Below are 14,555 nucleotides of genomic sequence, written 5' to 3'. Positions count from 1 at the left end.
GGTCAGGTGATCTGGTTGACGCGGCGCTGTACTGCGGCAGTGATGGCCACGACGAGCGTGCCGGCTACGGCGATCAATCCCAGGATGATGATGACGAGCTCCAGGGTGGATGCGCCGGTGTCGTCGCCGGCGCGGTCGCGGATCCGGTGCCGGGCAGCGGACACGTAGCCGTTGAGGAAGATCAGCATCACGAGCGTGTCCATGTCGTTCTCCGTTCGTTCCAGGGTGTGGTTCAGCTCAGGAGGATGCGCACGAAGGCGGGGTAGCCGAGCAGGGCCATGAAGCACAGGCCGAGCAAGGAGACGGGCACGACCATGTGCTCGGAGGCGGCGTTGGCCTTCGCGGTCGCGGTGGTGAGCAGCTGGGTCCGTAGTGAGGCGGCACGGGCGCGCAGGGTTGCGTAGATGGCGGCGCCGTCCTGGCCGGCGATGCGCATGATGTCGGCCACGTCGCCGAGTTCGGTGACACCGGTGCTCTCTGCGAGGTGAGTCAGCCCGGTCCAGGACGGATCGCCCGCCAGTTCGGCACGGAGCAGTGCGTCGCGGATGCGGGCGAACTCGACGGAGCCGCCGATGGCCGCGGCCCGGTCGAGAGCTTCGGTGGGTCCGGCGTCGGCGATCCGCTCCATCGCCACCAGCTCGAGGAACACACATGTCGCTGCCCGCATGGAAGCCCGGGCCTTGGCCGCTTCGGTGCGAAGCGTGACGTCCGGCAGCATGAAGAACACGCCACCCAGTGCCAGGCCCGTGACGGCAGGGACGATGAATGGCAGGTCGACGCCGGTGGCGCGCATGAGGGTGGACATCAGGGCGGGGAAGAGCAGGCCGATGAGTCCGTACCCGATCTTGCGGGAGGCGAGGTCCTCGGGCTGCTGGTTGAGCATGTGCAGGTCGGCGGCGTAGCGGCGCAGCCCGAAGGTCTGGACTGCCTGCGGCAGGACCACCCGCCGCACCGAGCCGAGCGGTCCAGGCGTTCCGATCGGGGATACCGCGGTGACGTGACCGCGTGCTGGTAAGAGGCGTTCGACGGCGGTCACGAGGTCGGGTCGGGCAGGGGAGAGGCCCGCCACGGTGACGACGATTCCGCCGCCGACCAGGGCACCGGCGAGGAGCACGATCCACAGCGTCATGACCCACCCCTGGTGTCGTGCCCGGTCAGGAAGCGCGGTTCGGGTGGGGTCAGGGTCAGTGCCCGGATCCACAGCAGGCACCCGGCGAAGGCGGCAGCGATCGCGGCCAGCACGAGCTGTCCCAACCCGTCGCTGTAGGGCTGCAGGTAGGTGCCGTTGAGCATCAGGAGCCCCGCGACACCGAGGGTGATCAGGGTGACGAGCCGCGCGGTGGAGCGGGGCCGAGCGCGTTCAGCTTCGACCCTGCGCCGCACTGCCACTTCGTCCGAAACGGACCCGGCCACCGCGGTGAGCACTCCCGACAGGCCGGGCCCTCGGCGCCTGGAGGCCAGCAGGAGCGAGGCGACGACGAAGTCGCCGGCGGCGTCGTTCAGATCGTCGGCGAACGCTCGCAACGCCTGATCGGTCGGCCACCGTGCGGAGATCCGCGCCACCAGTGCGCCCACGTCGCGGGACAGAGGCGGCGGGGCGGTCGTGGCGGACGCGAGAATCCCCTGCTCGAGACCGACCCCCGTGGCCAGCACATCGGCCAGGCGGCGGGTCCATTCCTCGATGGCCTCAACACGATCGATCGCACGGGCGGCCACCTTCGCCGACCCGAGCAGGTACGGCAGCCCGATCACGGCCGCCATGACGATGAGAGCGGCGACAGGCCAGCGGGTGATGGCCCATGCCAGGAGTCCGGCTCCGGCCGCCATGGCCCACCGCCAGCGAGCCCACCAGCCGTCCGCGGGGCGCCGGGTCGGGCGGCGTCGCGGTCGCGCCGGCGCGGGTTCGGTGCGTCGCAGCCCGATCGCAGCGAGCTGTGCCCCTGCCACGAGAACGGCACCGCTGAGAGCGGCGAGCAGAGGTGTCATGACCGTCCTCCACCAAGGGGATTCGTCCACGTGCCATTGCGTTGGTCGAGCACGGACGGGTCGAACCCGACGCGCACGAGGTCAGCCAGGCACTGCGGGCGGTGCAGCGGGACGGCGCGACCGTCGGCGCCCGGTCCAAAGACGGTGGTCGTGGCCGGGCGGTTCGTCTCGCCGAGGCCGACGATCTCGACCACCTGCGACACGAACCGGTGTCGGCGACCCCCGGTCGCGGTGTCATCCAGGAGCTCGATGTGCACGAACAGGTCGACCGACCCAGCCAGGAGCCGGTAAGCGAAGGTGTCCGTCATCGAGACCCCCGCGGACAGGCACAGGGTCACGATCCGGTCGACCGCGTGCTGCGCGGACCGGGAGTGCAGCGTGCACAAGGACCCGTCGCCGGTGGACATCGCCTCGAGCATCGGCAGCACCTCGGGGCCGCGGACCTCACCGACGATGATCCGGCGCAGATTCAGCCGCAGCGCATCGACCACCAGGTCGGACAGCGTGATCTCCCCGGCCCGTCGACCACTCCCGTCCTTCTCGGCGGAGCCCTCCCGAGCCTCCAAGGCCACGACCCGGGGATGACGATGGGGCAAGTCGTGCAGGTGGAGCTCGTACTCCTTCTCGATCGTGGCGAACCGCTCCATCGGAGCGAACTCGTTGGCCAACGCCCGGATCAAGGTCGTCTTGCCCGCGTTCTGCAACCCCGTGACCACGATGTTCTTGCCCGCCCGCACGGCCGCCCGCAAGAACTGCGCCAGCACGGTGTCCAGAGTGCCGAGACGGATCAGGTCGTCGAGGTCGACATCACGCACCCGGTGCCGGCGGATCACGACATGCGGCTTCGGTGTCGTCCAGGCCACCGCTGCAAGCCGTGAGCCATCCTCTAGACGCAGGTGCAAGGCGGGATGAGCTGAGGAGAAGGTCCGCTCGGCGTTGCCCGTGCGCGCAGCGAGCAGCTGCAGGATCTCGATGAGCTCGGCATCGGAGTCCGCGATCGGCGGGACGCGCTCATCTCGTCCATCGGCGTAGGACACCCACACGGTGTCGTGCCCGTCGACCTCGATGTTCTCCACCGCCGGGTCCTCGATCAGCGGCTGCAGCCGACCCAACCCGAACAACGCCGCCATCACCGCACGTGAGGTCGCCATCTCCAGATCGATCGGCCACGAGTCCTCGCCACGTCGCACCCGTTCGCGACCACGCTCGGACAGCTCGGCCGCGACCAAGGAGCGGGCGAGCTCACGGCGGGCACCAGGGGACTCGACGTGCTGGGTCTGCAGCCGCTCGGCCAACCGATCCGCCACGGCTCGGCGCACCTCACGCACGACCGACATGTCCGGGGCCGGCAGGACCGGGCCGGCCGCGGTCGCCAGGTGAGTGGCTGTCGGGCCGAACCCGTTCGAGGGCGGTCCGGGTCGGGTGGTCTCGTCCAGCCCGGTCACGACGACACCGCCAGGGACGGGGCCAGATCGGCGACCCGCTCGACGACGCCGCGGGCCGACCGGAGCAACGGCGACCGCTCGAACCGCCAACCCTGCGCACTCCCAGTGGCTAACGCGGTCGCCGCCCACGCATCTCGCGCGACCACCACAGCCTTGCCGGTGCCCAGAGCGGTGCCGATCTCCGAGGGGGAGTAGCCCTCGCCAATCACCAGCGCCAGCGGGGCGACGCGGCCGGCTCGTGCCTCCTGCAGCGTCCGGACGGCCGCGGCGGACGGGACCACGGAGGCCACCTCTGGTCGCACGATGATCGCGACGACATCCGCGCCGTCCAGCAGCGGCGTGGGCTCGTACCGGTGACCCAACCGACCGACGTCGACCACCACGTCGACCCCGACCGAGCCCAGGTCGCGCGCCGCACCGATGAGCGCACTCCACGTCGCACCGAGCAGGCGGGCCTGCCGGGGATCGGTGACACCGGCCAAGACCATGCGCATGGAGTCCTCATCGATAGCTACCGCGCACTCGACGACCTGTTCGACCGACAGCGGACCGCGGGTCGCCGCCAGCGCCAGGACACCAGCCATGTCAGGTAGCTCCGCCTGAAGGAACCCCGTCAGGAGGCCGGAGCCAGCCGAGTCAGCGTCCACCAGCAGAACACGGCGGTCCGGATGCATGAGCGGCCACACCCACGTCAGCGCGAGCGCCGTCGTCGTCACCCCGGGGGCGCCGTGCGCGGAGCACACGGCCACGACGCTCACTTCGCACCCTGCACTGGGAGCACCACAAGCGCGAAGCGGCCCGTCGCCGCCCGCATGGCCAACGCCGGCCCGTCCTGCGCGTCCGTGACCACGTCGGCGATCACCAGACCGTTGATGTCCGGTGCCCCGACCCGAACGACCGTCGCCGAGAAGGAGATCGGTTCACCTGGCACCGCGTCGGCGCCCTGCGGGGGCGCATCGACGACCAGGATGTCCTCGCCGGCCGCGAGGCCGCCGGCGGGCACCTTCTCGACCGTCAACGGCAGCGGCACGAGCACCTGATCGGGTGCCACCACCCCCGACACAGTCACCTCGGACGGGGCGAGCAGCGATCCCTTCGCCAGCGACGTTGCGGCGACCTGCCCGACGATCTGGTTGACGTCCTTGGCGGGGACGGTCGCGACAGTCGCATCGACCGAGACGGCGGCTGTCGTCAGGTCGTCGCGACTGATGGTCGCCCCGTACGGCACGTCCCGGGCCAGGACGAGCACGTCGACCCGCTGCCCCGAACTCGACACCAACCACACCGCGGCCAGCGCCCCGATCACGATCATCGCGACGCCCGCGACCACGAACACCGGTCTGCGGCGCCCTCGCGGGGCTACGACGCTCGGTGCGCGAACGGTGACACCGCCCGGCGTCCCGTTCAGCGTGGTCTTCTCACTCGTTGCCGTCATAGCAACCTCCCCTGCAGGCGGGCGTGCCGCCGGTGGCTACTCCTGGGTGATGAGCACCTGCATCTCACCGATGCGCACGCTCGCCGTGGACTGCCGCGTGACCGTCAGCGCGCCTGACGCGCCACCACCGGTCCACGTCACGTCCCACGTCGTCGTCGCGGTGACCGGGAACGCCTCGTTGGCCTGCCCGGCGGAGGACTGCTCGTAGATGTGCTGGCACGTCGGCGACGTGACACCACCGGTGTAGTACGGCGTGCCCGGGTTCTTGCACGTCTCGGAGCGCCCATCGCCCATCTCCCAGACGACCTGGCGAGCTTGCGCCGTGGCCGTGACGGAAAGCCCCGGGACCGCAGCGGTTGCCGAGTTCGGACCCCACGTCGTCGGGCCCACCTCGGTCCACAGCCACACCGGAAGTCCGACCAAGCCGTGCTCGTCGCCCTCGATCGTCATTCGGATCGCGGGGCCAGTGAGTGCTAATTGCGCCAGAGCTTGCTGCGCCAACTGTGCGGGCGTCACGCCCGTCCCGCCGTAGCCGGGAGGGTCTGCAGCGGCCCAGACCCAGCCGTCGACGCCATTGGGATGCGTTGCTGCGCACGAGACCGAGTAGACCGCCCCAGCGGGATGGTGACCTTGCCAGATCGAGTCGGTAGCCGGTGGAGGAGGTTCGACTCGCCGCCAGTAGCAGTCGTCGCCATCGTTGAACCAGCCGAAGTGGTCGCTCGAGCACGGGACGCTCACACCGGTCGAGGACACGACACACGTGCGAGGTCCGGCTCCGACGTCGCCGGGTTGGCTCGGCTGACCAGGGTTGCCAGGCTGCTCGACCTCAATCAGGCAGAACTGCTTCCCGGGGTCGCACGTCACGCCGCCCGCGGTTGCGATGCCCGTGAGAAGGCCGCTCGCAGCGAGCGCCACCAGAACGGCGGTCAGCATGGCGTGTTCCGATCGACAACGGACGTGCGGATCGTCCATCGCCCGTCGTAGAAGTACGCCGATGAGTTCGTGAGCACTCTGGGGTTCTGGCTCGGCGCGAGGGCCGACTCGCCAGTGGCGGTGAATATCGGCGTCCACGTCGAGACATCGACGCAGTCCACAATCGCCGCCGTCCCTGCTTCGCCCGGAACGACGTCGGAGACGTGCGGATCGAGGATCGGGGTCCCAGTGACTGCGATTCCGTCCTGTCGAAACTGCAGAACCGATGTCTGCACGTCAGTGAGCGCGGTATCGACTGCATAGGTCAGGAGCTCAGGCCCTGGGTCTCGCATCGGGTCAGCCCAAGCGGCAACCTTCGCCGCCCAGTAGCCCTGGTACGCCTCGAGGATCGCGGCCTCGGCTTGCGCAACCGTCGGGTCCACCGATGGTGTCGGGCTGGGCGTGGGTGTCGGAGCGGGGGGCGAGATCACCGGTGTGGGCGAAGGGGTGGGCTCGGAATCGGGATCCGTGCACGCGCCGAGTAGAGCCGCGACGACGATCAGCGCTGTGGCGGTCGCGGCCCCCTTGGTGATCTGTCGATTTCTCATCGGCAAACACCCGCCCCTGTACGGCGCCCGCTCGCACGGAAGCCGCTCGACGACAGCGTCGAAGCGCCCATTCCATACCCAAACGGGTGAAGTGCGCGAGTCGGAACGGTCAGTCGACACGTGACTGGATGCGTCTCCATGCCGATAGGTGTGCCACAGATTGCGCAACACGCGAGCCGCGCGCCTGGAATCCGTGGACGGGGCTCAGCTCGCACGGCGCTGTGGAAGAGCGTCGACCAGTGCTTCCTCGGCGCGACGCGCTGCCAGGACCGGGGATCGGTCGGAGTGTCGTCGGGTCGCCATCAGAGCCGTGCGGACGATGGGTGACTCGACCACGGCGGGCCCCTCGGCGACGATCCGCGCCAGCACCCCGGGCCAGTCACTCGTGCCGCGCAGGGCGATCATGAGGCGACGGGCCTGCCAGGCCGGAATGCCCAGGGTGGTCGCCATGGCTCGCCAGCCCGGGAACTGGGTGCGGTCGTCGACTCGGGTCGTCGGCGCATCGAGCACGGTCGCGAGGATCGACCTCGCCTGCTGTTCACTCCACCCGACGAGCATGAGCGCGCGCTGTGCCGCGTCGGTCAGCCCCGCCGCTTCCAGTGGGTCGCGGTCGCCCACATCTGGGTCGTCGGTGGCCGGCTCCCAGCCGGCCTCGAGCAGGAGGTCGAGGCTCACGGCTGGGCCGACGGCGCCGTCACGGGATGCGACCTCCAGCTTCCAGGCGCGGCGGTCGTTCGTCGCGAACCGCGCGGCGACGATCTCGCCGAGCAGCTGCCGCCGCGCGACCTGCCCGAGGATGCCCCACGGCGAGGTGGCGCGCCGCAGCGCCGGCTTGGTGAGCTCCACCCACAGCGCCTGCCACGCCGTGGACTCGGCCTGGGACGCGGCGGCGCCTCGCAGGCCGACGCTGATCGCCAAGGGCCGGACGACACGCTCGCGCAGGTAGTTCAGCAGGGTTGTCCCGGTGGGGCCGTCCCAACCCTCGTCGTCGATCGCGTCAAGCATCCGCAGGAGCGATGCGCGGTCGCGAATCACTGCGCCGTCGTGCTCAGGTGCGGGATGCGGTGTCGTCGTCATGCTCGCCTCCGGTGTCGTGGGTGAACGGCACCGAGGTTTCTCAGAGGCGATAGACAGATCGATCACGGCGTTAGTGATCGTGCGATGTGATCCGTTTGTCTATCGATGACGCCGATGGATCACACGGCGCAGCTGCGTCGATCACATGCCGATTGACCTGCGACGTCGCAAACGCCGGGCGCGGGGCTGGACATGTGACTCAACTACTCCATGTCACCGCCGAGATCCGGACGAAATCCTCGCGGCCACGGGCATCGAGGTCGCGCACGTTGACCGCGCGGCTCGTCCACCCGACCGCAAGACCTTCAACCTCGAGGTTTTGCCCCTTGCCGTGGACGATCCAGGCGCGAACCGGGAGCGGACGGACGGCGCGGAGGACGGCTACGGCGCCGATCGATGCCGGCAGATCTCGAGCGGCGTCCCGGAGCGGGACTCGCTCAGTCGGTACAGGACTACGATTCGAACGTGCGTTCTAGTCGCGGCATCGAACGGGTGCCAACCCACGAGCAGCCCGTCGATGCGCCCGCCGAGGCTCGCACCGGCGAACGCATGGTGCAGCCCGAGACGCCGCTGCCGGTCGTCGTGTGGGTGACGAGCGGGCGCGGCAAGTCGTTCGCGGCAGACGGGCACGCCGTCGCCTGGACAACGTCTCAAGTGCGGGTGCGCTACCTCGACCCGGGCGGGCGCGAAGGGTTCGCGTGGGTGTGGGCATCGGCCGGGGCGAGGCGGTTCACTTACTGAGTGTGTCCCTAATCGGGCTCACACGGGCTCCCCTTGACCTGACACCCGCGAGGCGGGCGGTGCTTGGTCGCCACCCGGCGCCCAGCCGTGGCTGGACTGGTGCCGGTTCCGACCCAGGGCCCCGGGAACTGCACCCGCTGCACTAAACCTCCGGCACGCCAGGGACGTCGCGACCCCGCGTCCAGGTCAAGCGCTGGTAGACAGTCAGTGGGAGCGGGCGACCAGCGGACCTGGTTCCGCAGCTCATCCGATCTGAGGGTGTAGGTGGCGTCTCTGAGAAGTCCCGCTGCACCTCCTACCAGCTTCGAGATGAGAGACCGCCATGGACATCAGTAAGCAGATTGACGAGTTCGGGATGGGCTCGCGGCACGCAGCCGCACTTCGTGCCGTGCTCGAGCAGTACACACCCCTCGTCGACGTCAAACCCGGGTACATCAGCGTGCGCCCGGAAGGTCGGCGTATCGCCGCGTATTTCAACAAGACGTTCACCGACGTCGTTGTTGACCCGCTGCAGGTGGACACCGTCGCGGTGCAGAACCCCGGCACAAACGCGCAGCCGAAGCGGACCTCCACAACCGCCTATCTCCGTGTGCCTGGGTCGGCCGTGTCGAGCACTCGTCTCGTGGAGTTGGTCCTGACCGCACTGGCACGGCAGGAGGCGGGGACGCGCTGGGGAGGCGAGTCGAGTCGCTCCGAAGTGGCCGCCGATCTCGCAGGACAGCAGTGCCAGACATGCTGGACCGAGCTCTCGGTCAGCGGTGCGTGCTTGTGTGACGACTGAAGTCGCCTGGACCCGCACCGCACCGCCGTCATAAGCCACCTGGCAAAGGTCCGGACCGGGCCGCCGACCATGCTTCCCGGGCCGGCTCAGGACGGGCTCGAGCAGCGACCACTGCTCGTCGGCCAGGTCACTCGAGTACGCCACGACCTGCGAGATCGGCGTGACCAGCGCAGACGTTCGGATTCCGCCCGGCGAATAGGGACACATCCTGTTAGTCCGCTGCCGCGGGCCGCGGCCGATGGGCCGACGGAACCGCTCAACCCGAGATACGAGTCGGGCTGATGTGATCGGTCGGTCTACCGATGCCGCGGATCGTCTTGGAGGTCACGCGCTATCGGCTGCCGTCCTGTAGCGGCCGCATCACGACGACGAAGGGAGCCGCGACATGTCCCTTGACCAGAGCACCCTGACACCCGAAGAGGTTGCACAGATGCTCGGAGCCTCCCCTTGGTGGGTGCGCGAGCAGGCTCGGCGCGGCCGAGTCCCACATCTTCGACTGGGTCGCGGCAGGATCCGCTTTCTGCCCGAGCATTTCGATGCGCTGGTGAAGATGGTGACGGTCCAGGTGAACGGAATAGCGAACGAGCCGCCAGCCTCACAGCCCGTCGACCTTCGGGCACTTGGGGCGACCTCAAAGTCCATCCGCGCGCATCAGAATCGACCGCATGTGCAGGGCGACGTGCGTTGAGACTCGGCGGTCCTTCGGGGTGGCCGCTGGAGCCGTGCCGATCGAGTCGGTACCTCCCCGCGGCAAGCACCTCCGGGCGGACGACCAGCCGCGCTCCCCGCCCGCCCGGCATCCCCTGGCGAGTGGGTGGCTCGACTCACCGACGACGCTCGACCGGTGCGTCGGTCACTCGGGTCCGGGTACCGGCGATGGACCGGACGCAGCAGGAGGCGATCGCGGACCTGTTCGGACTGGCCGCACGTCCCGCACCGGGCACCTCTTTCCGGCTCGCCGACGTCAACCTGGCGGTACGCGAGCTCACCGGGCGCCCCCTCGAGGTCGTGCTCGTGGAGCTGTTCGGGCCGATCGGTGACGCGCGAGCGGCCCGCGCGTCGGCGGCCGACGAACGCGCTGCGCTGTGGGCGTGGTTCTCGGCGCATCCCGTGGTGCGCGCCCGAGAACTCGAGGACTGGATCGCTGACGTGCGCGCCGCTGGTATCCGCGGATCCGCCGAGGCCACGCTACGAGAAGACCTCGTCGCATCTCAACGGGGATCCGCCGGTCCGCCGGGGTCGGCTCTGGCCGACGGCTTGTCGGGAGGTCTCTAGAGGTCCGAGCCCCGCTGAACCGCGACTGGCATCTGGCGACGTCCGATGCTTGCGAGAGCGAGCGCAATCGAGCCGAGCCTTCAGCTGCTCCGGCTTGGGTCAGGCACGATGGCTGAGCCCCCAAGCATCTGCGGGTCTCGGTGCCCCTGCCCGGGCGACCGAGGCTCGCTGGTCCGTCGCCCGCATCGAACCTGTGTGCACTGACGGGATCCCCGTTCACGAGCAGGCCATAGGCGCTCGCTCAATGGCCCCCGAGCACGTGAAAGCCACGGCGGCGAAGGACTTCAGCGAGCCACCGCTCTGCGTAGAGCGATACCGCGCCAAAGAGGGGCGGGAAGTCTGGCACGAGGTCGGGCCGTAGGCCGCCAATCACTAGACCGGGTCTGTTGAGGGCAGCTGCGCGCATGTCGCCGTCGATGTGCTTCTGCCGACGGACGGGGGGTTGGTGCCAACTTTCGCCCACGTACACGGCGTTCGCGAGTCCTGGTCCGGTGACGTCAAAGACGTAAACCTGGCGCAGACTTTCGGAACGGGCACAAGCGAGTCCCGTGTCCAGGTCGCGGCGAGTCGCAAGAAGGATGTCCGACGCCGGCAGTCGGATCGGTCCATGCGCGGCGCACAGGACGAACGCTGTGTGGCGGCGTGCAACGGCGTCGGCATGCTGCCAGTCAAACCACTCGAGCGGGCGATTGCACTGCGGGCAAGCCGCCCCGAGTTCTCCGCCCTTTACCCAACCGCTCTCTTGAGCGCTGGCCCATGTAGGCGTGACCGACGCGTCGACCCCGTTGTGCCCAAGCACCTCGGCCAGGCGGCGGCCGCCGACTATCGAACCGTCCGGTTTGCGCTCGGGCAGACCGCTGCGGTCCGACGTCATAACTTCGACGCCACGCGTTGTCGACATCCACGAGGCACCGAGATTCTCGTTGTGCACGGCCGCCCAGGCGCTCTTGCGAGTCATACCGAGTACCGCAATCGCCGCGAACGTCGACCCGTTGATTGCTAGGCGGGCCTCAGTTGTGAGGCTGCCATCCGCGAGTTCGGCGAGGAGTGAGTCGCTGAGTCCCTGCCGCTCCACAAAAACTGCATCCCGCGGCAATACCGTCGTGCGTTGTCCAAGATCGGCCTGGTTGACCCACGTGCGCGACTGACGCACCTCGACGCGGGCACCATCGAGGGCCAGTCGTTCGGGCATGGTGAGAGGTGCGGGAGGAGGGTTGCGCTTCGGCATGGCGGGCCTTTCGTCTTGGCAGTCTGATCGGCGGCACCAGCTTCGGTCTTGAGATGGTGAGGCCGTGCTGGGCTGGGCAGACGCCTCGCTTAACGCGACGTACGGTCGTTGTGCGGCCGATGAATCTATGGATCGGTAGAGCTGACTCCTCGGTGTCACACGACGAGGAACGCTCCGATGGCCGTGGGTCTCCCGCGGCGGCGTCTGGCGGCCCGTCGACAGTGGGGAGTCAGATTCCCCACACGCACGACGAAGCACCCCCCACTCGCTGGGCGGCCTGGCTCTGCGCGAGTCCCAACGTTCCGCCTGCGTCGAGCAGCTCCGCCGGGATGGTCGCCCGGCGGAGCCACACGGGAGTGCTCGGTTTGGTCAGCGCTCGGAGGACGGATCGGTGGCACTTCCATCGATCTCCCCGCCCTGTTTCCGGCCCGCGTACCTGGACTTGCGGGCGTGGTCGGCGTTGAGGCGTTTGCTCGTGTACTGGGCTCCGCGGCGGTCGAGCGTGTCGCGGGTGGTGCCGAGCCAGGTCAGCTCGTCGAGCTCACGGTCGGACAGGGACTCGGGCGGCGCGTCGGCAAACGCACCCATCGCGTCGTCGAGCATGGTCCGGGCACTGGCCAGGTCACCGCGGTTGAGCGCCTCCTCGGCGTCCTTCTTCGCGCGCTGCGTGGCCAGGAACAACTTCTCCCGTTCGACGACCGGTGCGGGCACGCGTCCCTTGGCGACGTCCGCGGGAACCACGTTCACCGAGATCGGGATGGTGACGGTGTGCTCCTCGAGGGTCGGGATCTCCACCCAGGTGAGCGTGACGGTGGCGACCTGCGCGAGGCCGAGCGCCGCCATCGCCGGGACGGCGAAGGTCAGGACGACCCGGCGGGTCTCGGCGGCGTAGAAGTCGCCCAGCTCGACCAGGACACCGTCCTCGACCGCGGTCGAGGGCAGGTCGTTCAGCACGGTGACGGACCGGACGTCCGCGGTGGGGGCGACGTGCAGGCTCGCGGCCTGCGCGGTCTTGGACAGCAGGCCGTCGATCTCGGCGGCGACTGCGGCGGCGGCGGAGTCGGCGTGCTCGGCGAAGGCGTGGTTGCCCGACCCGCCGCGGGCGACGGCGGCGAGCAGCCGCTGGTCGTAGCCCAGGCCGATGCCGATGGTCGAGGTGGTGATGGCCTGCTGGGCCGCCTTGCGCGCGACCCCGCCCAGTGCGTCAGGGTCGGTGACGCCGGCGTTGGCGTGGCCGTCGGAGAGCAGCACGATCGTGGCGCCCGTCTCGGTGCACACGCGTCGGGCCTCCTGCAGGCCGCGCAGGTAGCCCGACGACAGGTCGGTCGAGCCTCCGGTGTCGAGGGCGGTGATGCGGTGGCGGATCTCGTCGCGCCCGGCGGCGCTGACGGTCCCGGCCGGCACCACGACCTGCGCCTGGTCGTCGAACGCGACCAGGCCGAACCGGTCGGTGTCGGCGAGCCGGTCCACGAGACGCAGCAGCGCGCCCTGGGCGTGCTCGAGGCGGCCGCCGCCCATGGAGCCGGAGCGGTCCAGGACGACGACGACGGTGTGCTCGGCGCGGGCGGCGTCGGTCGCGGGGGCCGGTGCGACGAGCTCGAGCAGGACGGTGACGGTGTCGTCGGCCTCGAGGGCGACGACATCCACATCGAGATGGGCGGACAGATGCATGGGTGCTCCTGGGGAGTGCGAGGTGGCTGGGGATGACGTGCGTGGCGCGGGGCGTGCGGGGCGGGGCCTGTCAGCCGGGGACCACGTCCGACGCGAGCGCGGCCGGTGCACGGTCGACCAGCCAGTCGACGAAGTCCGGGTTGAACAGCGCGTACGCCGAGCGGTGCTCGCGGACCAGGCGGATCGCGTCGTGCGCGGTGCGGCCGGAGAGCATCAGGACGAGGACCGTGACCAGTCCGGAGCGGTTGAGACCGGCCTGGCACCGGATCAGGACGCGGTCTCCCGCCGACCAGCGCTCGTGCGCCCACCGGGCTGCGGCGACGACCCGGGTCATGTCGGCCAGGTCGGGGTGGGCGTCGGGGAAGCCGTAGCGCAGCTCCTCGACTCCCCAGCTGCACGGCAGCGCCCAGGCGAACAGCGTGACGACGGCGTCGAAATCGCTCGTGTCGTCGCGGTCGCGCCGTGTGGTCGCCGCGCCGAGCCAGGCGTCGTCGGCGGTGCCGCCCTGGTAGAGACCCGGGGCGATCATCGTGACGAGCTCGGTGGGCAGCAGGCTCTTGTCCACCCAGGACGGGGCGTAGAGCGCGGTGTCGGTCATGTCGTTCTCCTCTCGCGGGCGACCGTTCGGTCGCTCACATGGAGTTCGACGTGGCCGGGGCCAAACCATGAACACCGCTGCGAAACTGGTGTGATGGTCGGGCACAGAACAATTTACCGGCGACCACTGACACGACCGGGCATGGGAGTCTGCCGCCGTGACCAGACCCGACGACGCCATGCTGCGCGAGGCCGCAACGATCGCGACCCGCGTCGCTGGGCGCTACCTGATGACCGATCGGCGCGGGGAGGCGGTGACGCCGGACGACGTCGCGCAGGACGTGATGATCGTCTTCCTGCGCCAGGACATCGACTCCCTGGAGAACTGGCGAGCCTGGGTGAACCGCGCGGCACGCAACCGGTCGATCGACGTCGTCCGAGCGGGCTGGGACGCGAGAGGACTGCCCGACGACGGGACCTCCGCGCCACCGGTGGGGATGCGCGACGTCGGCCCCAGTGCCGTCGGCATCTGGGACTCGGTCGAGCGGACGCTCCTGGCGACGCTCTCCGACCGGGATCGACAGCTGCTGCTCGCGCACGTCGACGGCGCCTCCCACGCCGAGCTCGCGCGCGACTTCGGGCTGGCCGACGCCGCGTCCGTCGCGACGACGCTCACCAGGATCCGGCGAAAGGTGCGAGACGCCTTCCCCGACCGGGCGGGCGTCCTCGAGCTGCTGGGGCCTCCGCCGCGGGTCTACGACGTCGACAACCGTGGGCGCCGCGAGTAGCACGCTCGTGTCGGTGCTCGGCCGTAGCGTCGCGACTGCGATCCACGACGGACGGAGCAGGGCGCCATGAT

At 69.7% G+C, this 14,555-nt stretch carries 17 protein-coding genes; 5 read left to right on the top strand and 12 right to left on the bottom strand.

The features are described from left to right. Positions 1-2: 2 nt before the first annotated feature. From ASG23_RS06845 to ASG23_RS06805, 9 genes are all read right to left on the bottom strand, one after another. A complete protein-coding gene (locus ASG23_RS06845) occupies positions 3-203 on the bottom strand; it encodes a hypothetical protein (RefSeq protein ID WP_056022060.1) in 201 nt (66 codons plus the stop codon). Positions 204-232: 29 nt separating this feature from the next. Beyond that, entirely contained in the window at positions 233-1,129 is an 897-nt protein-coding gene (locus ASG23_RS06840) for a type II secretion system F family protein (protein WP_056022056.1), read from the bottom strand. Then, the gene (locus tag ASG23_RS06835; RefSeq protein ID WP_200941525.1) at positions 1,126-1,827 is read right to left on the bottom strand and encodes a type II secretion system F family protein; all 702 of its coding nucleotides are present in this window, start codon (positions 1,825-1,827) and stop codon (positions 1,126-1,128) included. The genes ASG23_RS06840 and ASG23_RS06835 overlap by 4 nt, the downstream gene beginning before the upstream one ends. A gap of 155 nt (positions 1,828-1,982) precedes the next feature. Then, on the bottom strand, positions 1,983-3,431 hold the full coding sequence (locus tag ASG23_RS06830; protein WP_200941524.1) for a CpaF family protein: 1,449 nt from the start codon (positions 3,429-3,431) through the stop codon (positions 1,983-1,985). Next, the gene (locus ASG23_RS06825; protein ID WP_056022050.1) at positions 3,428-4,189 is read right to left on the bottom strand and encodes a hypothetical protein; all 762 of its coding nucleotides are present in this window, start codon (positions 4,187-4,189) and stop codon (positions 3,428-3,430) included. Before ASG23_RS06825 ends, ASG23_RS06830 begins: the two co-directional genes overlap by 4 nt. Next, the gene (locus ASG23_RS06820; protein WP_082515921.1) at positions 4,186-4,866 is read right to left on the bottom strand and encodes an SAF domain-containing protein; all 681 of its coding nucleotides are present in this window, start codon (positions 4,864-4,866) and stop codon (positions 4,186-4,188) included. Before ASG23_RS06820 ends, ASG23_RS06825 begins: the two co-directional genes overlap by 4 nt. A gap of 36 nt (positions 4,867-4,902) precedes the next feature. Next, positions 4,903-5,838, bottom strand: coding sequence for a hypothetical protein (locus ASG23_RS19800; protein WP_157465561.1), 936 nt, complete (start codon positions 5,836-5,838; stop codon positions 4,903-4,905). Next, positions 5,793-6,386, bottom strand: coding sequence for a hypothetical protein (locus ASG23_RS06810; protein ID WP_157465560.1), 594 nt, complete (start codon positions 6,384-6,386; stop codon positions 5,793-5,795). The genes ASG23_RS19800 and ASG23_RS06810 overlap by 46 nt, the downstream gene beginning before the upstream one ends. Positions 6,387-6,590: 204 nt before the next feature. Then, on the bottom strand, positions 6,591-7,463 hold the full coding sequence (locus ASG23_RS06805) for a hypothetical protein (protein WP_157465559.1): 873 nt from the start codon (positions 7,461-7,463) through the stop codon (positions 6,591-6,593). A 465-nt stretch (positions 7,464-7,928) separates the two neighbouring features. Here ASG23_RS06805 and ASG23_RS06800 point away from each other — a divergent pair, with 465 nt between their 5' ends. The 4 genes from ASG23_RS06800 (at position 7,929) to ASG23_RS06790 (ending at position 10,260) form a co-directional block, all read left to right on the top strand. Beyond that, positions 7,929-8,204 carry a hypothetical protein gene (locus ASG23_RS06800; protein WP_157465558.1) on the top strand — a complete coding sequence of 92 codons (276 nt, stop codon included), beginning with the start codon at positions 7,929-7,931 and terminating at the stop codon, positions 8,202-8,204. A 322-nt stretch (positions 8,205-8,526) separates the two neighbouring features. Further along, positions 8,527-8,985: a hypothetical protein gene (locus ASG23_RS06795; RefSeq protein ID WP_056022033.1), complete on the top strand. Its 459-nt coding sequence runs from the start codon at positions 8,527-8,529 to the stop codon at positions 8,983-8,985. A gap of 385 nt (positions 8,986-9,370) precedes the next feature. Then, positions 9,371-9,673, top strand: coding sequence for a helix-turn-helix domain-containing protein (locus tag ASG23_RS19460; RefSeq protein WP_082515919.1), 303 nt, complete (start codon positions 9,371-9,373; stop codon positions 9,671-9,673). 122 nt (positions 9,674-9,795) lie between these two features. Continuing rightward, entirely contained in the window at positions 9,796-10,260 is a 465-nt protein-coding gene (locus ASG23_RS06790) for a TIGR02679 domain-containing protein (protein WP_268760884.1), read from the top strand. A 241-nt stretch (positions 10,261-10,501) separates the two neighbouring features. Here ASG23_RS06790 and ASG23_RS19795 read toward each other — a convergent pair whose 3' ends face one another. The 3 genes from ASG23_RS19795 to ASG23_RS06780 form a co-directional block, all read right to left on the bottom strand. Continuing rightward, on the bottom strand, positions 10,502-11,452 hold the full coding sequence (locus tag ASG23_RS19795) for a hypothetical protein (protein WP_157465557.1): 951 nt from the start codon (positions 11,450-11,452) through the stop codon (positions 10,502-10,504). 405 nt (positions 11,453-11,857) lie between these two features. Next, on the bottom strand, positions 11,858-13,159 hold the full coding sequence (locus tag ASG23_RS06785; protein ID WP_082515917.1) for a vWA domain-containing protein: 1,302 nt from the start codon (positions 13,157-13,159) through the stop codon (positions 11,858-11,860). A gap of 70 nt (positions 13,160-13,229) precedes the next feature. Next, positions 13,230-13,757: a protein-tyrosine phosphatase family protein gene (locus tag ASG23_RS06780; RefSeq protein WP_056022022.1), complete on the bottom strand. Its 528-nt coding sequence runs from the start codon at positions 13,755-13,757 to the stop codon at positions 13,230-13,232. Positions 13,758-13,914: 157 nt separating this feature from the next. On the opposite strand from ASG23_RS06780, the gene ASG23_RS06775 reads away from it, so the two are divergent. Then, positions 13,915-14,484: an RNA polymerase sigma factor gene (locus ASG23_RS06775; protein WP_056022019.1), complete on the top strand. Its 570-nt coding sequence runs from the start codon at positions 13,915-13,917 to the stop codon at positions 14,482-14,484. Positions 14,485-14,555: the final 71 nt, after the last annotated feature.

The sequence above is a fragment of the Cellulomonas sp. Leaf395 genome, assembly GCF_001424125.1.
Lineage (GTDB): Bacteria > Actinomycetota > Actinomycetes > Actinomycetales > Cellulomonadaceae > Cellulomonas.
Note: the sequence above shows the minus strand (reverse complement) of the source record. Positions and strands in the feature narration are given on the sequence as shown.